The 24,637-nt window shown below is 67.1% G+C and carries 20 protein-coding genes; 11 read left to right on the top strand and 9 right to left on the bottom strand.

Translation table 11 applies throughout. The annotated features are described in order from the left end of the window. Positions 1-134: 134 nt before the first annotated feature. The 4 genes from RQP53_RS20890 to RQP53_RS20875 form a co-directional block, all read right to left on the bottom strand. On the bottom strand, positions 135-1,898 hold the full coding sequence (locus RQP53_RS20890; RefSeq protein WP_315652628.1) for a PNGase F N-terminal domain-containing protein: 1,764 nt from the start codon (positions 1,896-1,898) through the stop codon (positions 135-137). A gap of 62 nt (positions 1,899-1,960) precedes the next feature. Then, positions 1,961-4,540, bottom strand: coding sequence for a beta-mannosidase (locus tag RQP53_RS20885; RefSeq protein WP_315652627.1), 2,580 nt, complete (start codon positions 4,538-4,540; stop codon positions 1,961-1,963). Between the two features lie 50 nt (positions 4,541-4,590). Next, on the bottom strand, positions 4,591-6,123 hold the full coding sequence (locus RQP53_RS20880) for a tryptophan halogenase family protein (protein WP_315652626.1): 1,533 nt from the start codon (positions 6,121-6,123) through the stop codon (positions 4,591-4,593). Between the two features lie 127 nt (positions 6,124-6,250). After that, entirely contained in the window at positions 6,251-9,373 is a 3,123-nt protein-coding gene (locus RQP53_RS20875; protein ID WP_315652625.1) for a TonB-dependent receptor, read from the bottom strand. A 535-nt stretch (positions 9,374-9,908) separates the two neighbouring features. Between RQP53_RS20875 and RQP53_RS20870 the strand changes: the two genes are divergently transcribed. Continuing rightward, complete coding sequence (locus RQP53_RS20870) at positions 9,909-10,898, top strand: ROK family protein (protein ID WP_315652624.1); 990 nt, start codon at positions 9,909-9,911, stop codon at positions 10,896-10,898. Next, positions 10,895-11,644: a copper homeostasis protein CutC gene (locus RQP53_RS20865; RefSeq protein WP_315652623.1), complete on the top strand. Its 750-nt coding sequence runs from the start codon at positions 10,895-10,897 to the stop codon at positions 11,642-11,644. Before RQP53_RS20870 ends, RQP53_RS20865 begins: the two co-directional genes overlap by 4 nt. On the opposite strand, the gene RQP53_RS20860 is transcribed toward RQP53_RS20865, so the two are convergent. Then, positions 11,628-12,266 (bottom strand): NAD(P)H-dependent oxidoreductase, encoded by a 639-nt coding sequence (locus RQP53_RS20860; protein WP_315652622.1) that lies wholly within the window; start codon positions 12,264-12,266, stop codon positions 11,628-11,630. The genes RQP53_RS20865 and RQP53_RS20860 overlap by 17 nt on opposite strands. Before the next feature lie 202 nt (positions 12,267-12,468). Here RQP53_RS20860 and RQP53_RS20855 point away from each other — a divergent pair, with 202 nt between their 5' ends. Both RQP53_RS20855 and RQP53_RS20850 read left to right on the top strand, forming a co-directional pair. After that, a complete protein-coding gene (locus RQP53_RS20855; protein ID WP_315652621.1) occupies positions 12,469-13,689 on the top strand; it encodes an MCP four helix bundle domain-containing protein in 1,221 nt (406 codons plus the stop codon). A gap of 4 nt (positions 13,690-13,693) precedes the next feature. Continuing rightward, on the top strand, positions 13,694-14,266 hold the full coding sequence (locus tag RQP53_RS20850; RefSeq protein ID WP_315652620.1) for an MOSC domain-containing protein: 573 nt from the start codon (positions 13,694-13,696) through the stop codon (positions 14,264-14,266). Here RQP53_RS20850 and RQP53_RS20845 read toward each other — a convergent pair. After that, complete coding sequence (locus tag RQP53_RS20845; protein WP_315652619.1) at positions 14,263-15,597, bottom strand: aminopeptidase P N-terminal domain-containing protein; 1,335 nt, start codon at positions 15,595-15,597, stop codon at positions 14,263-14,265. The genes RQP53_RS20850 and RQP53_RS20845 overlap by 4 nt on opposite strands. A gap of 46 nt (positions 15,598-15,643) precedes the next feature. Continuing rightward, positions 15,644-16,720: an alkene reductase gene (locus RQP53_RS20840; RefSeq protein ID WP_315652618.1), complete on the bottom strand. Its 1,077-nt coding sequence runs from the start codon at positions 16,718-16,720 to the stop codon at positions 15,644-15,646. Positions 16,721-16,957: 237 nt separating this feature from the next. Here RQP53_RS20840 and RQP53_RS20835 point away from each other — a divergent pair, with 237 nt between their 5' ends. Together RQP53_RS20835 and RQP53_RS20830 are read left to right on the top strand one after the other, a co-directional pair. Then, a complete protein-coding gene (locus RQP53_RS20835) occupies positions 16,958-18,151 on the top strand; it encodes a right-handed parallel beta-helix repeat-containing protein (protein ID WP_315652617.1) in 1,194 nt (397 codons plus the stop codon). A gap of 39 nt (positions 18,152-18,190) precedes the next feature. Continuing rightward, the gene (locus RQP53_RS20830) at positions 18,191-19,045 is read left to right on the top strand and encodes a 23S rRNA (adenine(2030)-N(6))-methyltransferase RlmJ (protein ID WP_315652616.1); all 855 of its coding nucleotides are present in this window, start codon (positions 18,191-18,193) and stop codon (positions 19,043-19,045) included. A 147-nt stretch (positions 19,046-19,192) separates the two neighbouring features. On the opposite strand, the gene RQP53_RS20825 is transcribed toward RQP53_RS20830, so the two are convergent. Further along, positions 19,193-19,828 (bottom strand): NAD(P)-dependent oxidoreductase, encoded by a 636-nt coding sequence (locus RQP53_RS20825; RefSeq protein WP_315652615.1) that lies wholly within the window; start codon positions 19,826-19,828, stop codon positions 19,193-19,195. Positions 19,829-19,949: 121 nt separating this feature from the next. Between RQP53_RS20825 and RQP53_RS20820 the strand changes: the two genes are divergently transcribed. From RQP53_RS20820 to RQP53_RS20800, 5 genes are all read left to right on the top strand, one after another. Beyond that, positions 19,950-20,846: a LysR family transcriptional regulator gene (locus RQP53_RS20820; protein WP_315652614.1), complete on the top strand. Its 897-nt coding sequence runs from the start codon at positions 19,950-19,952 to the stop codon at positions 20,844-20,846. 7 nt (positions 20,847-20,853) lie between these two features. Then, positions 20,854-22,023: a CaiB/BaiF CoA transferase family protein gene (locus RQP53_RS20815; protein ID WP_315652613.1), complete on the top strand. Its 1,170-nt coding sequence runs from the start codon at positions 20,854-20,856 to the stop codon at positions 22,021-22,023. After that, complete coding sequence (locus RQP53_RS20810) at positions 22,020-22,400, top strand: MerR family transcriptional regulator (RefSeq protein WP_315652612.1); 381 nt, start codon at positions 22,020-22,022, stop codon at positions 22,398-22,400. Before RQP53_RS20815 ends, RQP53_RS20810 begins: the two co-directional genes overlap by 4 nt. 54 nt (positions 22,401-22,454) lie before the next feature. Then, positions 22,455-23,036: an NAD(P)H-dependent oxidoreductase gene (locus RQP53_RS20805; protein ID WP_315652611.1), complete on the top strand. Its 582-nt coding sequence runs from the start codon at positions 22,455-22,457 to the stop codon at positions 23,034-23,036. 75 nt (positions 23,037-23,111) lie between these two features. Continuing rightward, a complete protein-coding gene (locus RQP53_RS20800; protein WP_315652610.1) occupies positions 23,112-23,792 on the top strand; it encodes a CAAX prenyl protease-related protein in 681 nt (226 codons plus the stop codon). A 17-nt stretch (positions 23,793-23,809) separates the two neighbouring features. Here the strand turns inward: RQP53_RS20800 and RQP53_RS20795 are convergent, their stop codons facing one another. Then, a complete protein-coding gene (locus RQP53_RS20795; protein WP_315652609.1) occupies positions 23,810-24,556 on the bottom strand; it encodes a helix-turn-helix domain-containing protein in 747 nt (248 codons plus the stop codon). Positions 24,557-24,637: the final 81 nt, after the last annotated feature.

Raw genomic sequence — 24,637 nt, 5'->3', positions numbered from 1 at the left:
ATATGAGGCGGCATGACGCGACTTGCGCTTCTTCGGCGGATATCCATTAGTTTGTGACGCGGCTTAGCCTGGAGGCAAGCCACTCCAGCGTCGGAAGACGCGCCCAAACCAGACCGTGGATAAATTGCTGCCCCTCACTCCCCCACCACCACCCCCGACACATTCCACGCACTGAAGCTCTCCCCTTCCCTTGCCCCCTGCGGGATGCGCACGGACACCACATGCCGCCCGGCCTTCAGATCGCCTAGATCGATATAGACCGGGTTGGTCGCGGTGCCCGGGCACCAGTTGGAGCGGCTGAGGTCGGAGGATGAGAGGCCGTCGTTGAAGTTGCCGGAGGCGGGGTTGAAGAGGCGGTAGGCGCCGCAGTCCTGGCGCCAGGGGACGAAGGCGAAGAGGGGCTTGCCATCGAGCAGGAGGGTGTTCTTCTTCGGCTGGAATTCGTCGCCGTTGGTCCAGCCGCCGTGGCCGGTGGCGATGTAGCGCAGGCGGGCGTTCTTGAGCGGGCGGGCTAGCGTGAACTTCACTTCCAGGCCCTTGGGCACATCGAACATGGTCGCGTAGTCCTGCTTGGCCATCTCCATCACATTGGTGGTGTTGAACAGCGGGATGAGCACCGGGCTGGCGGCCGGCTTGTGCTCCTGCGGCTTGGAGTACATGGCGGTGGCCGCGTCGCTCGCGTGGATGGTGAGATTCAGGTCGATCTTGTGGCCGCCCTGGTCGTAGTTGCCGATGAACACGCCCACGGCCACCGTCTGGCCGGAGAGGCGGGTGGCAATGTCGGTGATGTCCATCCGGTAGGGCACGGCCTCGTGCCAGGTCTTGCCCTTGAGCTGCAGATGGTTGAAGTGCTTGACGCCAAAGGGCGTGAAGAAGCGCATCAGCTCGATCAGCGGCGCGTAGCCCTCGGTGGCGACCACGCCGCGGTAGCTGCGGCCATTGCCGTTCTGGTACAGCGGCAGCGCCGCCACGCCGTACTGCAGGCCGTCCATGAAGCTGCGCTTGCCCGCATGGCCTTGCGACTTCAGCGGGATCACGAAGACCGAGCCGGTGCGGTCGTAGGCGTCGCCATTGGAGCGGGCCAGCAGGTCCACAAACACCTGGCTGCCGGGCTGGATCTCGGGCAGCTGCAGCGTTTTCAGCACCACGGTGCCGTTCGCATAGCGGGTGACGCCTTCGCGCGGCTCGCGGTCCTGCTCGGAGAAGTTGACGATCTGATCCTGGAACACCGGGATGGTGGTGAAGCGGCTCTTCCACAGCCGGTCCTTGTAGCTGGGGCCGTCGAGCAGAGCAGGCGCTACGAAGGGCTCATCTGTTGATCCACCCTGCGCCATCGCGCCCAAGTCCAGCCCCAGGAAGGCTTCAATCTGGGTCGCGCGGATGACGAAGTTGCCATTGCGCACCAGCTCCAGCACCAGGCCGAGCTGATGGCCCAGCACGGTGGGCGCGCCGGCAACTGGAAGTTCATTGGTGTAGCAAAGCTCGATGGTGTTGGAGTTGACCACGGTCCTGGCGATGCGGCAGCGATGGCCGAGGATGGTCTTGCCCTCGCTTTCGATCAGCTCGAAGCGCTGCTTGCCCAGCGCCTCGCGGTCCAGCGTGGCGATCGTCTCGCTGGAGTTCAGCCGCGCCAGCTGCAGCAGCTCGCCTGCGGCGGGCTTCACCAGGGTCTGCTCATGGGGAAACGCCGCCTTGCCGGCCAGCACGGCCTCGGCGCTGATCAGCGCTTCGCTGCGGGCGGCCAGCAGCACGATGGCATCCTCGCCCTCGACCGGCTTGCCGTTGTACGTGCGCTGGTAGTGCAATTTCAAACCCTCGGTCGGCGCGGCGGCGGCTGGGGCGGCGAACGCCCAGATGCACAGGCCGATCAGCACGATGGCGCTGAGGCGGAGTGTCAAGTTCGGCATCGTTCGCTCGCGTTCAAAGGGAATGGTCACGCCTCAAGCATGCGGGGCCGTGCTCACCGTGCTGCCCCGCTGAACGAGCGCAGCCGCAGCGCCTGGCGCAAGGCCTTCAGGCTGGCGCGGGAGGTGAGCGTCAGCCGCAGCGGCTCGCCGGGCAACAAGGTGATGGCGTTGTCGGACAGCTCGACGTCGAGGTCGCCGAAGTCGACCCAGACGGCACGGGCCAGCGCGGTCGATGTCAGCGCCAGCGCGTAGCCGCTGCCTTCGGGCCGCAACGTGGCCTGCAAGCCTGGCTCGGACCAGGCCAGCGCCTTGGCGGGCAGGAAGTAGACGATGCTGCGCGAGGCCGGCTCGCCGTCGACCTGCAGATCAAACACCGCGACGGTGCGGGCCGGATCGGCCTGGCCGAGCAAATCAGCGTCCGCATAGCGCGCCAGCAGCGTGGCAGACAGTGGCGGCAGCTCGACCGGCCGCCGCTCATCGCGCAGCACGCGCCCGTCGAGCGCCATCACGCGCAGACGCAGCTCGCCATGGCGCAGCTGCGGGCGGTCGTTGAGCAGGCTGAGGCGGGTATTGCCTTCGCCCTCTCCGTCTCGAAGCGCAGCCACCGCCACCGGCGCGAAGAAGCGCCGCGCATGGAAGTGCAAGGCCTTCCAGCGGCCCAGCCAGTCGATGCTGGACCAGGACGCGCCCGGCCACACATCGTTGAGCTGCCAGTACAGCGAACCCATGGTGAAGGGCCGGCTGGCGCGGTGGTGCAGTGCGGCCAGCTGAATGCCCTCGGCCTGCATGGCCTGGCTCTTGTAGACGAAATCGGCAAAGTCGCGCGGCTCGCCGAACTCGTCGTTCACGTATTTCAGCAGCCGCTCATTGCCACGGCCGGCCATGAACTTCTGGTGCGCTTCGATCACCGGCGTGGCCAGGCCCTGCTCACCGCGCGTGGCAAAGGCATCCACCGTGCGCTGCACCGGCCAGGCCTGCAGGCCGTACTCGGACATGAAGCGCGGCGTGATGGACAGGTATTTGCCCACCGGGTGGGCCGGGTTGCCCCAGACCTCCCAGTAATGCATATCGCCGCTGGCGGGCGTGTTGGCCAGCTCGGCCAGATCATCGCCGGGCGAGCTGGCCCAGTAGGCGATGCCGCCGCCTTCTTCGGCCACCAGCTGGCGCAGTTCGCTGCCGAACAGCTGCCGATAGCCCTGCCAGACCTGCTCGGCAAAGGCGGGGTCGGCATCCTTCAAGGCCTGGCCCTGGCCCCAGTACTTCCAGGCCACTTCCTCCTCGTTATTGCCGCACCAGAGCGCCAGGCTGGGGTGGTGGCGCAGGCGGCGTACCTGCTCGCGCGCCTCGGCGATCACATTGGCACGGAAGGCGGGGTCGTAGGCCGGCTGCATGCCGCCGCCGAACATGAAGTCCTGCCAGACGAGCAGGCCCAGCTCATCGGCCAGATCGAAGAAGGCCTCGCTCTCGTAGTAGCCGCCGCCCCAGATGCGCAGCATGTTCATGTTCGCGTCGCGCGCCGATTGCAGCACGCGGCGCAGCTGTGCCGGGCTCACGCGCGGCTGGAACATGTCGAAGGGAATCGTGTTGGCGCCCTTGGCAAAGACCGGGATGCCGTTGACGAGGAAGTGGAAGCTCCGGCCCTGCGCATCGGGCTCGCGGCGCAGCTCGATGCGGCGCAGGCCGGTGCGTTGGCTGAGGTGGGAGATCGAGCGGGCGCCGTCCATCACCTCCAGCTCAAAGCGGTACAGCGGCTGCGCGCCGTAGCCGTTAGGGAACCAGCGCGCCGGCTGGTCGATATGCAGCGGCAGCGTCAGGCGCTGCTCGCCGGCTTGCAGGCTGGCCGCCTGTTGCGCGGCCAGGCTGCGCCTGCCGTCCGGCGCGGTTTGCCACAGACGCAGCTGGTAGGAGCCCGGCCGCAGCACGTCGGCCGTGGCCAGGGCCAGCAGCTCGGCCGCATCGGCGTCGACATGGTCCTGGCGCAGCTGCAAGTCGGTCAGGCGCAGCGTGCTCCAGCTTTGCAGCCGCACCGGCTTGCTGATGCCGGCCGTCACATAGCGCGGGCCCCAGTCCCAGCCGTAGTGGTAGCCGGGCTTGCGCACGAAGTTGGCGGTCATCGCGTCCGGCGGCTCGTCGCCATAGGGCGAGGGGTAGTTGCCGGCCAGCTTCAGCGGCATGGCCTGCACCCGGGGCAGCAGTTTGGCGATGGGCGAGCGGAACACGATGCGCAGCTCGTTGCCGCGGGCGCGCAAGCGGCCTTGCACCGGCACCCGCCAGCTGCGAAAGGCGTTGTCGGCGCTCAGCAGGGGCTGGCCATTGAGGCTGACTTCGGCAAAGGTGTCCAGGCCCTCGAACAGCAGCTCGCTGCGCGGCTGGCCCAGGGCCTGCGACGGCGCGTCGAACTGCGTGCGGTACTCCCAATCGGCCAGGCCTATCCATTGCAACGCCGCCTCGGGCGCGCCCGCATAGGGGTCGGGGATCAGCTTGGCAGCGTGCAGATCGGTGTGCACGGTGCCGGGCACGGTGGCCGCATGCCAGCGCGTGGCTTCGGGGTGTGCGGCGGCCTGCGGGCTGCCGGGCAGCAGGCGGAATTGCCAGCCCTGGCTGATCAGCTTCTCGGTTTGCGTGGCGGCCATTGCCGTTGAAGCCAGGGCGACGAAAGCGAGCGCCAACAGGTGCCGCCAGCTCATGCGCTCGGCCCCTGGGCCTGCCAATGCTGCTGCAACCATTGCTGGTGCAAGGGCATGGCGCTAACCGCATTAGCCAGCGTCTTGCGTGTGCCTTCGACGAATTCGATCAGCCGGTCTTCCGGCATATCGTCAACGATGGGGTGGTAGCCGCGCGGCAGGATGCGTTGGCCCAGCATCACCTGCACCCAGCTGGGCAGGGCGAAAAAGTCTTCGCCCTGGCGGAAGTAGCGGCCATCGGCGCGGAACAGTTCCATCGCCTCGCGCAGGCCCTCGGGAATGCTCATGGTGCGGCAGTAGTTCCAGAACGGCGAGTCGTCGCGTTCGGTGGCGTGGTAGTGCAGGATCAGGAAGTCGCGCACGCGCTCGTACTCGAAGGCGGTGTCGCGGTTGAAGCGCTCGGCCAGCAGCGGGTTGAAGTCGCGGCCGGGGAACAGGCTCAGCAGGCGGCTGATGCCGGACTGCACCAGGTAGATGCTGGTCGATTCCAGCGGCTCCAGAAAGCCGCTGGCCAGGCCCAGGGCGACCACATTCCTGTTCCAGCCCTGCTTGCGCATGCCGGTGGTGAAGCGCAACAGCCGCGGCTCGGCCAGCGGCTGGCCGTCCAGATTGGCCAGCAGCGTGGCCGCGGCCTCATCGTCGCTCAGGTAGCGGCTGGCGTACACATAGCCATTGCCGGTGCGATGCTGCAGCGGGATGCGCCATTGCCAGCCGGCGCTGCGCGCAGTGGAGCGGGTGTAGGGCGTGATCGGCTGCACACCCTCGCAGGGCAGGGCCACCGCGCGGTCGCAGGGCAGCCAGTGGCTCCAATCCAGATAGCCGGTCTTCAGCGTTTCCTCGATCAGCAGGCCGCGAAAGCCCGAGCAGTCGATGAAGAGTTCAGCTTCGATGACCTCGCCGCTGACCAGGGTCAGCGACTCAACAAAGCCATCGGCCGCGCGCTGGCTCACGCTCACCACCTTGCCCTCGATGCGCTGCACACCGCGGCGCTCGGACAGCTCGCGCAGGAAACGGGCATAGAGCGCGGCGTCAAAGTGGTAGGCGTAGGCAATATCGGCCAGCGGCGATCCCGGCGGCGCATCGCTGTCGCCCGGCATGAACCTGCCCTGCGGCGCCATCAGCGTCTGCAGCGAATACTCGCCCAGCGGCGCCGCCCGCCCACTTTGCTGCAGCTTGAGCCAGAACTGATGAAAGGGCAGCGGCCCCAGCGAGCGGCCGATGACGCCAAAGCCGTGGATATAGGCGTCGCCGATGCGGCTCCAGTCATTGAACTGGATGCCGAGCTTGACGGTGCCCTGGGTGCGTTTGACGAATTCGGCCTCGTCAATGCCCAGCATTTGGCCATTGAACTGGCGGATGTGCGGCACGCTGGCTTCGCCGACGCCGACGATGCCGATCTCCTCGGACTCGACGACCCGCACCGTGGCCTGCCGGCCCAGATAGGTGGCCAGCGCCGCCGCCGCCATCCAGCCGGCACTGCCACCGCCCACGACGACCACGCGCCGGATTCGCTGTTTGTCTGTCTCGCTCATCGCCTGGTGGTCGTTCGCATGAATAAAAAGATCGGCAGTCGCGTCGCTTGCATTGGTGGAGGCCTGCCGATGTGAAGGCCCCCTCGCGTGCTGCGACGCAAAGGGGGTGAGGAGGGACGAGTAGGGATCAATACTTGTAGGTCAGCCCCACATAGGCAATGCGGCCGGCATAGCCATTGGCGAAGAAGCGGTCACGGGTGTCGTTGCCCAGATGCGAACGCGTTTCCTGCTTGGTCAGGTTCAGCACCGAACCCGAAAGCGTCAGTTCCTTGCTGAGGTTGTAGGAGGCATTCAGATCGATCTGGCTGTAGGGTTCCTCGTACACATTCAGGCCATTGATCAGGCCACCGACCACCTCGCCACGACGGTTGTAGGAGCCCCGCAGCATGTACTTGTCATTGTTGTAGAACACCGTCAGATTGGTCTGGTTCTTGGCGCTGCCGACCAGCGGTGAGGTGCCGATCTGCTTGCCATCGGCCAGCGTGATCGCCGCCTGGTTGGTCTTGTTGTAGGTGTAGTTGAACTGGAAGCCCAGGCCCATGTCCAGCGTGTGCTGGGCATAGAACTCGATGCCTTGCGAGACCCCATCGCGGCCACCGGCGGTGGTCGAGTAGTTCTGCACGGTGACGTCCTTGCCGCCGACATTCATGACGATGTCGCGCACCACCGGCACCGAGAAGTTGCTGACGTTCTTGCGGAACAGATCCAGGCCCAGCACCGAGCCGCGGTGGAAGTACCACTCGGCGCCCAGGTCGAACTGCGTGGCCTTGTAGGGCTCCAGCGTCTTGTTGCTGCCTTCGCCGAACCAGCCCTGCTTGTCGGCGCCACCGATCAGGCGGCGGTCGTTCACATACTCCTGGCTGTAGTACTTCAGGCCGCCCGGCGAGGCAATGTCGCCATAGCCGGGCCGCGAGATGACCTTGGACGCAGCGGCGCGCAGCAGCCAGTCCTTGTTCAGCTCATAGGCCAGGTTCAGGCTGGGCAGCACATCGTTGTAGGTGCGATCCAGCGAGCTGACGACAAAGCTCGAGGTATGGCCGCTGGCCGGATTGCTGTTGCTGTCCGGCAGCGTCGTGAAGCCGCTGACGCAGCCCGAGCCGGCCGGCGCGCCGGCCGCCGGCTTGCCACCGACCTGGCAGGGGGCCGGCTTGCCATCGGCACCGTTGAAGAAGTAGTCGTTGTAGTAGTCGACCTGATCGGTTGAATCGGCATGCTGCCTGGTGCGCACGAAACGCAGGCCGACGTTGCCGCGCAGCCGCTCGGTGCGGATGTTCGCCTGCACATAGGCCGCGGTGATCTTCTCGCCGACGTTGTAGACGAAGTTGTTCTCGTTGCGGGTCTGCATCGACCCATAGGTCTGGTTCAGGTACGAGACATAGGCCGGGTAGTTGATGGCAGGGAAGGCGCTGGCGCTGATGCCGCCCGGCAGCCGGCCGAGCGAATCGGGATACAGGAAGGCGGCCTGGAACTTCGAGGCGTTCGGATCGCAGCCGTTCTGGAATCGGTTGTCGTAGTTGCTGACATCCGTGCCCTTGCAGGCCCAGTAATTGTTGCCGGTGCTGCGGTGCGTGCCGCCATCGCGGAACTTCATGCCGAACTGCATGGACTCCAGCCAGTCGTGCTCCAGCTGCCAGGTGACATCGGCCTGCGCGTACTTCTGATCGGTGCTGTTGCGCGTCCAGGAGGACGAGGTCGAGCCCAGGTCGATCTCGCCGATGCCCTTTTGCAGATTGGCCATCAGCTCGGGGGCGAAGGTCATCGTCGGCGTGCCGACCAGGCTCCAGGCGCTGGCCGTGTTGCCCAGGGTGTAGCCGCCGCTGGCGTTTTGCATGCGCGGCTTGATCGGCATCGTGAACTGCATGTCGGGGCCGCCCTTGGCCCAGGTGCTGCCGCCCTTGAGCGTGGCTTCCAGCGGGCCGCTCTTCCAGGCCGCTTCCAGGTCCAGCGTTTGCGATTGCGCCTTCTCGCGATTGAAGCTGCCGGTGATCTGCGGCGTTGGCACGCTGCAGTCATCCGGGCCCCAGCCGCCCGGCTTCTGGCCGCCGGCCTTGGCCTGGTCTTCGCTGCAGTAGTAGGTCTTGCCGGGGTGGGCGCTGTACTTGGCGCCGGTGACGATGCTGCCGCTGCGGTCGAAGCTCAGCTGGTCCAGCAGGCGGCCGGTGGGCCAGTTGCCGTCACCGTCGTAACGGGCCAGGTTCCATTCCGGCACCTTGAGGATATGGGTCTGCGAGTTCTGCGAGAGGTCGAAGCGGAAGTAGTTGCCGGTCAGCGTCAGCTCGTTGCTGGGCTTGAACTGCATCGTCAGCTGGCCGCCCTTGCGTTCACGCGCCTCCTCACGAACGTTCAGGTTCACCGAGGTCGGCATCATGAAGTTCGTGTAGTACTTGCCGTTCTGGTCGTAGAAGCCGGACTGACCCCACCAGCGCGAGCTCATGCCCGAGGGCTGGCCGTTCACATCGGTGGCCGGGTGGGCCTTGTAGTCGTCGGCATACCACTGCCAGTTCTCGGTGCTGGCGCCCATGGTGCGCGTGGTGCGCTTCTGCTGCGTGACGCCGACCAGCACCCCAAAGCGCTTGGCCTCGTCATGCCAGCTGTACTGGCCGGAATACTGGCCGTCGGTCTTGCCCGTGGTGTCGGCCCAGGTGCCCTCGACACTGACGAAGCCGCTGTTCGCCTTCACGTCCAGCGGCCGGCGGGTGTGCAGGATCACCGTGCCCCCGATGCCGCCTTCGTCGATGCGCGCCTCGGGCGTCTTGAACAGCTCGGCGCTGGAGAGCATGTTCGAGGGCATCAGCATGTAGTTGAACGAACGCGTCGGGTCGCCGTTCGACTCGGCGGTGGCGATGTAGTTGCCGTTCAGCTGGGTCAGCGTCAGCTCCGAGGACAGGCCGCGCACGCTGACGTTCTTGCCCTCACCACCGCTGCGGTCGATGATCACGCCGGGCACGCGCTGCAGCGCGTCGGCGACGTTCTTGTCGGGGAACTTGCCCACGTCTTCGGCCGTCACCACGTCGATGATGGAATTGGCGTTGCGCTTCTGGTCGAGGCTCTTTTCGATCGAGGAGCGGTAGCCGGTCACGACCACCGTCTCCAGCTGATCGGCGGCGGCTTTCTTGTCGGCCTTGGCATCGGCCGGCGCGGTCTGCGCCTGGGCCTGGCTCAGGGCCAGGAGGCCGAGGCTGACGGCCATGGCGATGGGGCTGACGGACCAGCGGCGCTGCCGCGTGGCGGGGAGGATTCTGAAGCTCATCTGTGTCTCCTGGTCGTGCCCGGCGAGGGGCTTTGTAGGGCGTGAGCAGGGTGCGTATCGCCGCCTGATGGCGCGCTCCCCGCTTCGCACGGTCATTCAGTCCGGATGTCCCAGCGCCCGATGCACCGAGCCCAGAGGTTCATCCCACTCGAAGTTCGATGTGATACCCAGCACCCAATCCCCCGCGGGGTTCGGCAGGCCGGCGTTTGCTCGTTTTCCCAAACTGCGGCAAGCGCAATTTGGGGAGAACCCTGAGGATTTACTAAACGACTAAAACCGCCGGTTTCAACGTGCTTTGCATCGCATTCCACCCAGGAAAATTTATACAAAGGAAGGAACAGAGCTTCAACAAACTTTCATTTTTCGAATGCAGTTTAGTTTTGTTTAGTAAACGACATGAGGCGGGCTTGCGACAGTTGCGTTTCTAGCGTCCGCGGCCGGAGGTGCCGTCCTAAACTGCGCGCCGTCGCGGCTTGGCGCGCCTCTTGGCTGGCGGCCAACGCTGCCGCCCTGCAGACCTTGCTGAACCCTGCCCATGACCCTGCCCTCGCCCTCTCAGGCCCCTCGCAATCTGCTGCTCGCCGACATTGGCGGCTCGCACCTGCGCATCGCTCGCCTGAGGCCCGACCACGGCTGCGAACTGCTCGCGGACCTGCCCACGCCAACCCAGAACTGGCCGCAGTTCTGTGCGGCACTGAAGCAGGCGCTGCAGCCCCATGCCGCGCCAGGTGCGCCAGGCGCGGCACTGTCGATCTCGATCACCGGCCTGGTCTCGCCAGAGAGTGGCAAGGTGGATGCGGCCAATCTGCCCTGCCTGAACGGGCGGCCGCTGGCCAGCGAGCTGAGCGCCCTGCTGGGCATGCCGGTCGTCGTCAGCAACGACGCGCAGTGCGCCGCGCTGGCCGAGGCGCGATTAGGCGTTGGCCGCGGCCACGCCGTGGTGTTCTGCGCGGTACTGGGCACCGGCGTGGGCGGCGGCCTGGTCGTCAACGGGCAGTGGGTGCGCGGCGGCGGCGGCCTCGGCGGCGAATGGGGCCACGGGCCCGTCGTCAACGAGGCCCTGCTGGAGCGGGCCGACGGCCAGCGCCTGCGCTTGCCGCGCTTTGCCTGCAGCTGCGGCCAGAGCGGCTGCGTCGACACCATCGGCGGCGCACGCGGGCTGGAGCGCCTGCATGGCTGGCTGCAGGCGAAACAGACACAGGCGCAGTTCGACAGCCGGCAGATCCTGCAGGCCTGGCTGAGCGGCGATGCGGGGGCTGCCGCCACGGTGGCGGCCTATCTCGAGCTGATCGCCGGGCCGCTGGCGATGGTGGTCAACTTCAGCGGTGCCAGCGTGGTGCCGGTCTGCGGCGGCTTGAGCCGCTGCCCCGAGCTGGTGGCGGCGCTGGATCAGGCGGTGCGCCAGCGCATCCTGCGCCGCGACGATCAGCCGCTGCTGCGCCCCAGCACGCTGAACGATCAGGCCGGCCTGATCGGCGCGGCCTGCGCCTATGAACAACTGCGTATGGAACGGGTGCGCGAATGAGCTTGCTGGAAGTCTGTGTGGACGATGTGGCGGGCTTGCAGGCCGCCGTCGAGGGCGGTGCCGACCGCATCGAGCTGTGCAGCTGCCTGGATCTTGGTGGCCTGACGCCCTCCGCCGGCCTGATGGCCGAAGCGGCCCGCCTGGCCCTCCCGGTGATTGCGCTGATACGCCCCCGCAGCGGTGACTTCGTCTACACGGCCGCCGAAGAAAGGGTGATGCGGCGCGATATCGAACTGGCCGCTGAAGCTGGCCTGGCCGGCGTGGCCATTGGTGCGCTTGGCGCTGATGGCGGGCTGGACCTGCCGATGCTGGAGCGCTTGGCGCGGCATGCCGGCCACCTGGCCCTGACGCTGCACCGCGCCTTTGACCTCGTGCCCGAGCCCGGCGTCGCCTTGGAGGCGGCGATTGCGCTGGGTTTTCAGCGCGTCCTCAGCTCGGGCGGCGCGCCGACCGCGCCGGCCGGCGCCGCGCAACTGGCCACACTGGTGCGGCAAAGTCGAGGCCGCGTCCAGATCCTGGCCGGCAGCGGCATCCGGGCCGACAACGTCGGCGCGCTGATGGCCGCCACAGGCGTGACGGAGTTGCATGCCTCGTGCCGCATTGCCGATGACGACGTGGCCGCCGAACTGCTGGCCTTTGGCTTTGCCAGCGCTCCCAGCCGCCGCAGCTCGGCAGCGGCGGTGCGGGCGCTCAAAGAGGCCATCCAGGCCCGCTCAGCACACCTTCAGATCAGTCGATGCGACTGACGAACTGCTCCAGCGGCTGGCGCACCTTCTTGAGCTTGACCAGCCAGTCGCCCTCGGGCTGGCGGTAGCCCAGCGGCAAGAGCACCACCGAGCGCAGGCCCTGGGCGCGCAAGCCCAGGATCTCGTCGACCTTGGCGGGATCAAAGCCTTCCATCGGCGTGGCATCGACGCCCGCATCGGCCGCGGCCAGCAAGGCGGTGCCGACGGCGATATAGGCCTGGCGCGCCGCATGCTGGTAGTTGACCTCGGCATCACGCGGGGGATAGCCCGCCAGCAGCTGCTGCCGGTAGGCTTCCCAGCCTTCGTTCTTGAAGCCGCGCTCCTGGTTGACGAGGTCGAAGGCCGCGTTGATGCGCTCGGCGGTGTAGTTGTCCCAGGCCGCAAAGACCAGCAGATGCGAGCTGTCGGTGATCTGGCCCTGGCCCCAGGCCACGACCTTGATCTGCTCACGCACGGCCGGGTTCGTCACCACCAGCACGTGGTAGGGCTGCAGGCCGCTGGAGCTGGCGCTCAGCCGGATCGCCTCCAGGATCTGGCTGACCTTGTCTTGCGGCACGGACTTGGACGGGTCGAACTTCTTGGTGGCATAGCGCCAGTTGAGCAACTGAATCAGGTCAGACATTGCAAAGGCCTTGGTTGAACTACGTGTGACCGACAGTAGAACCGCGCCGCAGGAAGCCCGCTTGTGCAAGATCATCTGTTTTTTGATAGCCGGTTGAATGCCGCGGAACGACAAAGGCCGGGGCTGAAGGCGCCGCGAATGACGATCAGCCAGCACGCCTGCTTGCGCCACAATCGCCCAAACGCTCAGGGAGAACGGCGCCATGGCCGGAGTTGATGGCTGGTCGCTGAAGCAGCGATTGACGAGTTTGATTGGTCTGATCCTCGTGCTGATGGCGCTGCTGGCCGTCGGCGGGGTGATGCAGCTGCGCCATATGAGCGACCGCATCGATTCGGTCTATCGTGACCGCGTCGTACCGATGCAGCAGCTGCGGCGCATGCAGCAGGCCTTGATCGGTGAGCTGCCGGCCTTGATCGCCCGGCTGCAGGCCGGCGTTGAGCCGCGCCGGCTGCGCCAGGATCTGGATGGCGTGCTCGGCCGCGTCACCCAGGACTGGGCCGACTATCTGGGCACCGAGATGGTCGAGCGCGAACAGGCGCTGATCGACCGCTGTAGCCCCTTGCTGGCGCAGACGCAGGCCCTGCTGGTGCAGCTGCGTGATGCCGAGCCGAGTGCCGACTTGAGCAATGTGCAGCGCGACCTGCGTGTGCGCACGCTGGCGCTGGACCGGCTGCTCGACGAACTGGTTGACCTGCAGCTGCAGGTCGCCCGCCAGACCTCTGAGACCGCGCAGGCCGCCGTGCGCGAGGCGATCTGGCTGGCCTTGGCCATGGTGGCCACCGCGGCGCTGCTCGGCGCAGCGCTGGCCGGTGCGGTCTGGTCGCGCTACCGGCGCGAGCAGGACGAGGCCGAATCACGGCGCGAGCGGCTGCAGCGCTTCTACAAGGCCTTATCAGAAACCAACCAGATGATCGTGCGCCGCCACGAGTCTTCGCAGTCGCTGTTCGAGGGCCTGTGCCGGATCTGCGTCAGCACCGGTCATGCGACGCTGGCCAGTGTCGTGCTGCTGGAGGGCACGAGCTTTCGCCGCGTCGCCGTCGAAGGGCCGATCGACCGGCTGATGCCGGGCGTGCCCGCCAGCTGGTCCGTCGACGCACCCTTTGCGCGCAGCTCGATGAGCAGCCAGGTGATACGCGGCAATGCCCACATCATCAAGAACCACGCAATGCAGGACCCGGAACTGCAGAAGCCGCCCGCGCCGCTGCTACCGCCGGGCGTCGAGGCCATGGCCGCCTTTGTGCTGCGACGCGGCGGCCAGGCCGTCGGCGCGCTGAGCCTGCTGGCGCCGGAGCCGGACTTCTTTGACGCCGAGCTGCTACGCCTGCTGGACGAGATGGTCGGCGATGTCTCCTTCGCGCTCGACCACCTGACCCGCGACGCCATCGGCGGCGAGAATCCCCTGCCCCTTCCGCCTCAGCCCTGAACCCATGAATTCGTCCATCATCAGCCTCAACACCGGGCGCGCCGCGCCACTGCTCTGCAACGGAGAGATCCATCAAAGCGGCATTCGCAAGCAAGCGCGCGAGGGTCGGGTCCGCGTCGCCGCGCTCGGCCTGGAGGGCGATGAGCAGGCCGACCTCAGTGTGCATGGCGGCCTCAGCAAGGCCGTCTATGCCTACCCGAGCGAGCACTACGGCTTCTGGCAGACGGTGCGCGCCCAGGCCAAGGCGGGCGACTGGGGCCAGGTCTTGCCGCCGGGCAGCCTGGGCGAGAACCTGACGCTGCAGGGTCTGAGCGAGCAGCAGGTCTGGGTCGGCGATGTGCTGCGCTTTGCGGACTGCGAGCTGGTCGTCAGCGAGCCGCGCTTCCCCTGCTTCAAGTTCAATGCGGTGATGGGCTTCAACAAGGCCGTCAAGCTGATGAGCGAAAGCGGCTGGTGCGGCTTTTATCTGGCCGTGCAGCGTGAAGGCACGCTGGCCGCCGGCGATCGCTTCGAACTGCTGCCGGGGCCGCGTGAAGTTGGCATTGCCGAGCTGTTCCGGGCCAAGATCAGAGCCTAATCCCGCAGCGCCTCGATGTCTCCTATGCACCTCGGCACCTGCCCGGTCAGCAGCTCGGGGCCTGCGGCCGTCACCAGCACATCGTCCTCGATGCGCACACCGATGTTCCAGTAGCGTTCCGGGATGTCGTCGGCCGGGCTGATGTAGATCCCGGGTTCGGCGGTCAGCACCATGCCGGATTGGGCCGGACGCCACGAGCCATCGGGCCGGTGATAGCGACCGGCATCGTGCGTGTCCAGGCCCAGGTAGTGCCCGGTGCCGCACATCAGGAAGCGCAGATAGGCCTGGCGCTCCAGCACGCCATCGAGACTACCCTGCAGCAAGCCCAGGTCCAGCAGGCCCTGGCTGACGACTTGCAGATGCGTCTGGTGCAGGCGCTGCAGCGACTGGCCCGGCTGCAGCGTGGCGATACCCTTGTCCAGCGCATCCAGCACGATCTCGTAGAGCTCGCGCTGCAGTCCGCTGAAGCGGCGGCCGATGGGCAGCGTGCGCGTGATGTCGGCGCTATAGCCCTGGAAGTCGCAGCCAGCGTCGATCAACAGCAGCTCGCCCTCGTTCAGCCGCATCTTGTTCTCGATGTAGTGAAGAATGCAGGCGTTGGCCCCGCCTGCAACGATGGGGTTGTAGGCCGGCCCACGTGCGCCGCGACGGCGGAATTCATGCAGCAGTTCGGCCTCGACTTCGTATTCGAACTGCCCCGGGCGCGCAAAACGCATCGCCCGCACCATTGCAGCGCCGGAAATGTCTGCGGCCTGGCGGATCAGCGCGACCTCGGCCTCATCCTTGATGACGCGCATCTCATGCAGCAGAGCGCGCGGATCGTGCAGGGCGATCGGATAGACACTGCCCTGACGGATGGCGCGGGCGCCCCGCAGTGTGTTGAGCGCCGCGAAGATGCGCTGATCGTGCCCGGCGTCAACGCCGAAGGGGTAGTGCAGGCTGCGCTGCCCCTGCAGCAGCTGAGGCAGGCGCTGCTCCAGCTCCGTGATCGGGTAGGCCTCGTCCAAGCCCAGCATGTCGGCCGCAGCGGCCGGCCCCAGCCGGCGACCGTTCCACTGCTCCTGCGCCGGGTCGCGCGCACGGCAGAACAGGATGCTGCGCGGCTTGCTGCCACCGATCAGCAGCAGCAGCGACTCGGCTTCCTCAAAACCGCAGAGGTAGTAGAAATCACTGGCCGGCCGCCAATGCTCAAAGCCGTAGCGCCAGCCGTGATAGCGGCTGGCATCGTCCTCCCGCTGCGGTAAATGGTGGTTGGGCAGCAGCAGCGCCGCATCGCCGATGGCGGCGAACACCCGATCACGCCGGGCGGCGCAGGCTTGGAGCAGGTTCATGGGCGGGTATTCCGATTTAATATATCTGCAGAATACCCGATCCTGATCATCCTGCCAGCGCGGGATAGTCGATATAGCCTTTGGCATCGCCGCCGTAGAGGGTGGCGCGGTCCAGCGGCTGCAGCGGCGCGTTCAGGCGCAGGCGGCGCACCAGGTCCGGGTTGGAGATGAAATCGCGACCGAAGGCGACCAGATCGGCCTGCCCCTCGGCCACCGCCTTGAGCGCCATCTCGCGGCTGTAGCCGTTGTTGACCATCCAGGCGCCACCAAAGTGCTGGCGCATCTGCGGGTAGTCAAACGGTGCAATATCGCGGGCACCGCCGGTCTGCCCCTCGATGATGTGCAGAAAGGCCAGCTTCAGCGGCGCCAGCTGCGCGGCCAGATGGTTGAACAGCGCCTGGGCCTGGCTGTCCTGGCCGGCGTCGTTGACCGGCGTGACCGGGCTCAGGCGCAGGCCCGAACGATCAGCGCCAATGGCCTTGGCAATGGCCGCCATCACCTCGACGGCCAGCCGCGCCCGGTTGGCGATGCTGCCACCGTAGTCGTCGCTGCGGTCATTGATGCTGTCGCGCAGGAACTGGTCAATCAGATAGCCGTTGGCGCCATGCACCTCGACGGCATCAAAGCCGGCCTCCATCGCGCATTCGGCGGCATGGACAAAGCGCTGCACCACGCCGGGGATCTCGCTGCTGGCCAGCGCCCGTGGCGCCGACACCGGCACAAAGCCTTCGGCGGTGAAGGTCTTGCCCTGAGCGGCACGGGTGGTGGACGAGATCGGCGCGGCGCCGTTTGGCTGGAACTGCACATGCGAGATACGGCCGACATGCCAGAGCTGCACCGCGATCTTGCCGCCCTCGGCGTGAACCGCGTCGGTGACGCGGCGCCAGGCGGCGATCTGCTCGGGGGTGTGGATGCCCGGTGTGTCCAGATAGCCCTGGCCATCGGCCGAGACCTGGGTGCCCTCGCTGATGATCAGCCCCGCCGAGGCCCGCTGGCGGTAGTACTCGATCGCCATCTCGCCGGGCAGCAGGCCCTGAGAACGGCTGCGCGTCAGCGGCGCCATGACGATGCGATTGGCCAGTTGCAGGGCGCCGAGCTGGAAGGGGTCGAAAAGACTGGGCATGGAAAAGCACTTGTTGAGGGATTGGATGGGGCGCAAGCCTAGCGGCACTTCGGGCCGGCGGTCTGCGCGGCATCAATACCCCAGTGCGGTACGGGCCGATCGACCGGGCCGGCTGCAGCGCAGCGGCGCTGTTGATCACTGACCCAGTGCTGTGTTCGGGGCTCGCTATCATCCGCGCACTTCGCCGGCGCCTTCACCGTCTGGTCTACCCTCCCATTGCTGTTCCAAGATACCGTCATGCCGCGCCACCGTCCCACTGCCCTTGCCCCGTCACGCCGCCTGCTGCTGGCCGGCCTGGCGGTGGGCAGCCTGCCGGTCTGGGCAGCGCCAAAGCCGAGCAAGCCTGCTGCAAAGAATGCCAAGAGCCCGGCGCAGCGGCTGCTGCGCGTCGGCCCCGGCGAGGCGATCAAGACGCTGGCCGAGGCGGCGCGCCAGTGCAAGGATGGTGATCGCATCGAGGTGCAGGCCGGTGACTACGTCGGCGACTCGGCCAGCTGGTCGCGCAAGGGCTTACGCCTGGTCGCCGTCGGCGGCCGGGTGCGGCTGCGGGCCGCCGGCCGGCTGGCGCAGGACAAGGCCATCTTCGTCATCAGCGGCGAAGACGTGGAAATCCAGGGCTTTGACTTCAGCGAGGCCCGCGTGCCCGACAGCAATGGCGCCGGCATCCGTTTCGAGAGCGGCTCGCTGCGCGTGATCGATTGCAGCTTCCGCCATTGCGAGATTGGCCTGCTGACCAATAACGATCAGAAGGCGCGGCTGCAGATCATCGGCTGTGAATTCATGCAAGCCCATGAAGGGCCGCGCTTTGCCCACCTGCTCTATGTCGGCCGCATCGCCGAGCTGAGCGTGCACGCCTGCTACTTCCATGGCGGCCACAAGGGCCACCTGCTGAAGAGCCGCGCGGCCCGCAACAACATCGAATACAACCGCCTGACCGACGAGGAAGGCGGCTCGGCCAGCTACGAGCTGGAATTCCCCAACGGCGGCCAGTGCCGGGTGATCGGCAATCTGATCGGCCAGAGCGCCGATACCGACAACCACCTGATGCTGTCCTATGGCGTCGAGGGCTATGTCTGGCCCACCAACACGCTGGACCTGGCGCACAACAGCTGGATCAATGCGCAGCGCTGGCCCGGCGGGCTGCTGCGCGTCAGCCCCGGCGCCCAACGGGTGCGGCTGTACAACAACCTGATCGCCGGCATGGGCAGCCTGGACATCCTGCCGGGCTGGGAGTCGGGCGGCAACACCCGTTTCAGCCTCGACCCCAGCGCGCTGACGGCCGATTTCGCGATGCCCCCGGACAGCCGCCTGCACGGCAGCGCGGCGCCGCTGCCCGAGGAGCTGCGGCCACGTTTCCAGTACCGCCATCCGCGCCAGGCCGATCTGCTGCTCGGCCCGGCCAGCGACCCGGGCGCGGTCCAGCGCCCCTGAAAACGTGTGTTGAGCAGCGGCGCACGCTACAGTGCGCACATGCTTGCTTACCGACACGCCTTCCACGCCGGCAACCACGCCGATGTCCTCAAACACCTGGTGCTGACCCAGGTGCTGCGCTATATGGGCGAAAAGGAAAAGCCTTACACCCTGGTAGACACTCACGCCGGGGCCGGCGGTTACTCGATCGAGGGCCGCTACGCCCAGAAGAAGGGCGAGTACAGCACCGGCATCGCCCGGTTGTACGACGCCCGCGACCTGCCCGAACCGCTGGCCAACTATGTGGAGCTGGTGCGCGAGTTCAATACCGATGGCCAGCTGCGCCAGTACCCCGGCTCGCCGGCCATCGCCAATCTGCTGATGCGCGAGCAGGACCGGCTGCGCGTCTACGAGCTGCACCCGACCGATTTCCGCATCCTCGAGACCTATCTCTCGACCCGGCCCAACACCCAGGTCAGCGACAAGGACGGCTTTGCCTCGCTGAAGGGCGAGCTGCCGCCACCGTCGCGCCGCGGCGCGGTGCTGATGGACCCGCCGTACGAAATCAAGACCGATTACGCCAAGGTGCTGGCCGCACTGCGCGAAGGCCTGCAGCGCTTTCCGGACTGCGTGTTCATGATCTGGTACCCGCAGCTGGCGCTGCTCGAATCCACCCAGCTGGCCCAGCGCCTGAAGGCCACCGCCGATGCCAGCGCCAAGAAAGGCTGGCTGCATGTGCGGCTGACCGTCGATCAGCCCGATGAGCGCGGCTTCGGCATGCTGGGCAGCGGCATGTTCATCGCCAATCCGCCCTTCACCCTGCACGACGATCTGGCCGCCTGCCTGCCGCTGCTGGTGGACAAGCTGGGCCAGTACGACGGCGCCAACTTCGTGCTGGAACAGAAGGCCAGCTGAGCGTCCGCGCCAAGGCTCCAAGGAACCAACCACAGAGCCACAGAGACACGGAGAAAGTCAGCGCCTGGATTGCTGTGAATTCCTCTGTGTCTCTGTGGCTCTGTGGTTAGTTCAGCCAGGGCCTGTTAGCGCTACGTCTGACGACGCTCAATATGCGACTGTGAAGCGCTGGCGGCTGTGACGGGGCGATTCGAGCTCGTCGACGATGGCCACGGCCAAATCGGCGACCGAGATGCCCGAATGGCCGTGGGCGTCGACCAGCAGCTCCTCGCCCCCCAGGCGGTAGCTGCCGCGGCGCTCGCCCGGCTCCAAGTGAGCCGGCGGCGAGACAAAGCTCCAATCCAGCTCGGCCTCCTGGCGAATGCGATTCAGCGCCTCGCGGGCCGCCAGCGCGCCGGCCTTCCAGGCTTCAGGGAATTGCGGCGTATCGACCAGCTGCAGGCCCGGCGCCACATAGAGGCTGCCGGCGCCGCCAACGACCAGCAGGCGTTTGACGCCCGCCTGCTTGACGCCGGCGGTGATGGCCGCCGAGCCGCGCAGAAAGTCCTCGTACAGATTGGCATTGCCCCAGCCGGCGTTGTAGGCGCTGACCACCGCATCGGCGCCCTGCACCGCGGCGGCCACGGCGGCGGCGTCATGGACATCGGCGGCGCGCGGCGTGATGCCGGCGGCCAGCTTGCTGGTGTCGCGCACCACACCGAGCACCTCATGGCCACGGGCCAGCAGTTCCTGACTGAGGGCTTGGCCGACAAAACCGGTGGCGCCAATCAATGCGATCTTCATAAAAGTCCTTGTCTGCCCGGCGGTGCCGGACTTGTTTGTTGCGATGGACTGAACTGTATTTACTTCACAATTGGTCGATAAGTCCTCAGAATTGCCATTAAATCTTTAGTTCATCTTCACAATGCTCGATCAGCTCAAACGGATGGCGGTGCTGGCCACGGTGGTGGACTGCGGCAGCTTCGTCGCCGCGGCGCGCCAGCTGAAGACGACCACCTCGGCCGTCAGCCAGCAGGTGCGAGCGCTGGAGCGCGATATGGGCGTGACGCTCTTGCACCGCTCGACGCGCAAGCTCAGCCTGACGCCGGCCGGCCGACGCTTCCACGAGGGCTGCGCCGCCATGCTGGCCGCCGCCCAGCAGGCGCAGCAGCAGCTGCTGCAGCTGCGCGACGCGCCCGAGGGCGAGCTGCGCATTGCCGCGCCGGTCGGCTTCGCCCGCCATCTGGGCCCGGCACTGGCGGCGCTGATGCAGGCGCACCCGGCACTGTCGCTGCATCTGGAGGTCGAGGACGGCTTCACCGATCTGGTCGACAAGCGCATCGACCTGGCGGTGCGCTTCGGCCGCCTGCCGGACAGCAGCTGGGTGGCCCAGCGCATTGCCGAGAAGGCCATGGCCCTATTCGCTGCGCCGGCCTACCTGGCCCGCCGCGGCGTGCCTGCCGAGCTGGCCGATCTGCACCAGCACGACTGGCTGGCGCTGCGGCCCGGCACCGATCATGTCCATCTGCTGCCGCTGCAGCTGGCCGGCGAGCAGCATCTGCTGCGCGTCTCGCCGCGGGCCAGCAGCAACAACCAGCTGAGCCTGCAGCAGCTCTGCGAGGCTGGCCTGGGCCTGGCCATGCTCAGCCCCGATGATGTCCGCGATGCCCAGCAGGCCGGCCGCCTGCTGGCGCTGCTGCCAGGGCTGCAGCTGCCCGCCCTGCCCATCCATGTGCTGACCCCGCAGCGCGACGCGCAGCCGGCCAAGGTGCGCCACGCGATCGCCGCGCTGCGCCAGTATTTCGCCCACCTGCCCCAATGAGGCAATGATGACGACAACAAACCCTGCAAACGCCGCTCCCCTCTCAGGCCTCAAGGTACTGGAACTCGGCCAGCTGATTGCCGGCCCCTTTGCCGGCAAGACCCTGGCCGACTTTGGCGCCGAGGTGATCAAGGTCGAGCCGCCCGAGGGCGACCCGCTGCGCCAGTGGCGCCTGCTGCACCAAGGCACCAGCGTCTGGTGGCAGGTGCAGAGCCGCAACAAGCAGAGCGTCACGCTGGACCTGCGCACCGAGGACGACCGCGCCGTGGTGCGCCAGCTGGCCGCCGAGGCCGATGTGCTGATCGAGAACTTCCGCCCCGGGCTGATGGAGGAATGGGGCCTGGGCTACGAGGCCTTGAGCGCGCGCAACCCGGGGCTGATCATGCTGCGCATCAGCGGCTTCGGGCAGACCGGCCCCTATCGCGACCAGCCCGGCTTTGCCGTCGTTGCCGAGGCCATGGGCGGGCTGCGCCACCTGATGGGCGAGCCGGGCCGGCCGCCGGTGCGCGCCGGCGTCAGCCTCGGCGACACGTTGGCCGCGCTGCATGGCGTGATCGGCGTGCTGCTGGCGCTGCAAGCCCGTGCAAGCAGCGGCCGCGGCCAGGTCGTCGACGTGGCGCTGTACGAGGCGGTGTTCAACTGCATGGAATCGCTGCTGCCCGAGTACAGCGCCTTTGGCGCGGTGCGCCAGCCGGCCGGCTCGGCCCTACCGGGCATCGCGCCCAGCAATGTCTACCGCTGTGCCGATGGCCAGGTCGTCATCGGCGGCAATGGCGATTCGATCTTCAAGCGGCTGATGACAGCGATCGGCCGCGACGATCTTGGCCAGGATCCGCAGCTCGCCGGCAACGCCGGCCGTGCCGCCCGCGCCGACGAGCTCGACGCCGCGATCACCTGCTGGACCGTGCAGCGCCGCGTCGACGAGGTGCTCGCCACGCTGCTGGCCGCGCGCGTGCCGGTCGGCCGCATCTACACCGCTCGCGACATCGCTGAGGACCCGCACTACCGCGCCCGCCAGATGATAGAAACGCTGACGCTGGCCGATGGCCTGCAGCTGGACGTTCCCGGCATCTGCCCCAAGCTCAGCGACACCCCCGGGGCGATACGCAGCCTTGCGCCGCAGCTTGGCGAGCACAATGCGACGCTACTGGGTCGCCCGCCCGTGGGTGAAGCATGAGCCAGGAGTGGCGCATCGGCGAACTGTCGCGCCGCACCGGTGCCAGCGCGAAGGCGCTGCGTCTGTATGAAAGCCTGGGCCTGATCCCCTTGCCGCGTCGTGTGGGCAGCTACCGTTGTTACGACCACCGACATGAAGAGGCGGTGCTGCTGATCCGCCAGGCGCAGGCCGTTGGCTTCAAGCTGCAGGAAATGCGCCAGATGCTCTTCGACAGCGCGGGCCACCCCAGCGTTGAACGTCTGCTGCAGGGCGTCAGGGAAAAGCGTGCGGCGCTGGCGGCCGAGCGGCGCCGGCTCGCCCAGCAAGACCGCTTGCTGGCTCGCTGCGAGCAATTGCTGCTCAGCGGACGCCTGGAAACCGACTGCGACGAGCGCTGAACCGGCCCCGGTGGCTTGACTCTGCCCCTAGGGGCAGGCTTGAAACTGGCGCACATGAGTAAACGCATCCTCGTCATCGACGCCCACCCCAAGGCAGGCAGCCTGAGCCAGGCTCTGGCACAACGCTATGCCGACGCCGCACGTGCTGCCGGCCACCAGGTTGAACTGGTCGAACTCCGGACGCTTCGCTATGAGTTCGACCTCCCCCACGGCTACAACGAGCCGGCACCGCTGGAGCCTGACCTTGTTCGCCTGCAGGAGCAGATTCGGCAGGCCCAGCACCTCGTCTGGGCCTATCCGGTCTGGTGGGGTTCGGTTCCTGCGCGGCTCAAGGGCCTGCTGGATCGCATCCTGCAGCCAGGCTATGCCTTTCGCTATCAGCGCGGCCAGACCTGGCCAGAGCGCCTGCTGAAGGGTCGCAGTGCGCGGCTGCTGGTCTGCCTCGACACGCCGGGCTGGTACTTTCGCTGGCTGCAGGGCGCTCCAGCACATCGCATGATGAAGACTGCAGTGCTCGAGTTCTGCGGCATCTCGCCGGTACGCATCAGCGAGTTCACACCCGTCATCAAGAGCAGCGCGGCACAACGCGAACGCTGGCTGGCGCAGGCGGCTGATCTGGGCCGCCTGGGCGCCTGAGCGACGGTTTGAGCGGCGGCCACGGAAAATTCGCGCGACACTCGCGGCTTCCCGAACCTCTAGCCTCCTCGCTGCATGATTGCCGCCCCCAGCCCCGCTGCCCTCGCCCGCTGCCTGCCCTTTGTCGCCTTCATGGTCCTGCTGGCCCTGCGCGGTGCCTTTCCCGAGGGCAATGCCTGGGGCATAGACGGGCGCGCGCTCTACGGACTGAACCTGCTGGTGGTGGGCAGCCTCTTGGCCTGGTACTGGCGCGGCTATGGCGAGCTGGCGCGGCAGAACTGGCCGACGCTGCGCGAGACCGCGCTGAGCATCGCGGTGGGCCTGGCCGTGTTCGGGCTGTGGATTCACCTGGACGCGCCCTGGATGCAGATCGGCGAGGCGACGGCGCCGTTTCGGCCGCTGGATGCCCAGGGCCAGCCGCTGTGGAACCTGATCGTGCCGCGCTGGCTGGGCGCCGCTCTGCTGGTGCCGGTGATGGAAGAGCTGTTCTGGCGCAGCTTCCTGATGCGCTGGCTGCAGCAGCCACAGTTTGAGAGGGTCGTGCCGCAGCAGGTCGGGCTGCGCGCGCTGGCACTCTCGACCTTCGTCTTCATGCTGGTGCACACGCTGTGGCTGGCCGCCATTGTGGCCGGCCTCGCCTATGCGCTGCTGTACATGCGCACCGGCAAGCTCTGGACCGCCGTGATCGCCCATGGCGTCACCAATGGCGTGCTGGGCCTGTGGGTAGTATGGAGCGGCAACTGGCAGTTCTGGTGAGGCCCACCCCCAGGCCCTCAGGCCCGCGCGCCGCCGCGCTGCAGATGGCGGAAATGCTCGAACAGCCAGGAACGCATGCCGATGATCAGCGTGTACTGGCGCTTCTCGGATTCGGGCAGCTTCTGGTCCAGCAGGTGCTGACGGGCAAAGTCCTCGGCCGCCCGCTGCAAGCGCTCCTTTAGCTCGCGTGCCGCGCCATGGCCCAGCTGGCCATGCACCAGGGTCAGCAGCTCGCCATCACCGTCGAAGCCGCCTGAGAAGTAGTCGGCCATCACATGCTCGCGGAAGAAATGCATCACCGGGCCGTTGGGCCGCCAGCGGAAGGTCTTGGCCACCTGCAGCTTGTAGCGGTTCAGCGGCTTCAGCTCGATGATGCCCAGCCGGTCCAGCTCGACCAGGTAGCGGGTCGCCTCGGCCTCGCTGATCCGGTAGGTGGCCAGCACCTGCTCCATCGTCCACTGGCTCAGACAGCAGATCGCCATCAGCAGCAGCTTGGCATCGGCAATCACCGCACGCTCCTGGGCCAGCGTCAGCTCGCGGCGCAGCGGCTGGCGCTCGGCGACCTGGCGCGACAGCGTCGCGAAATCAGTCTTCAACACCCGGCAGATCTCGTCCACCCGTGACAGCGGCATCTCGCCGCCGGCGGCAAACATGCGCTTGACGCTGGATTCCGACAAGCCCAGCGCCACGGCCAGCTCCGCGTAGCTGATGCCGGCCAGCTTCAGCTCGGCCTTGATGACTTCGATCAGGGACTGTGTGCTCATGGGCCGCAACGGTAGCGCAGTTTGATGCCGCCCGGCGCGAACAGCGACACCCAGGCATGCCGTCGCACACAAAGGCGCAAC

This window comes from Roseateles aquae (assembly GCF_032337115.1).
In the GTDB taxonomy this organism is placed as follows: domain Bacteria; phylum Pseudomonadota; class Gammaproteobacteria; order Burkholderiales; family Burkholderiaceae_C; genus Roseateles_C; species Roseateles_C aquae.
Note: the sequence above shows the minus strand (reverse complement) of the source record. Positions and strands in the feature narration are given on the sequence as shown.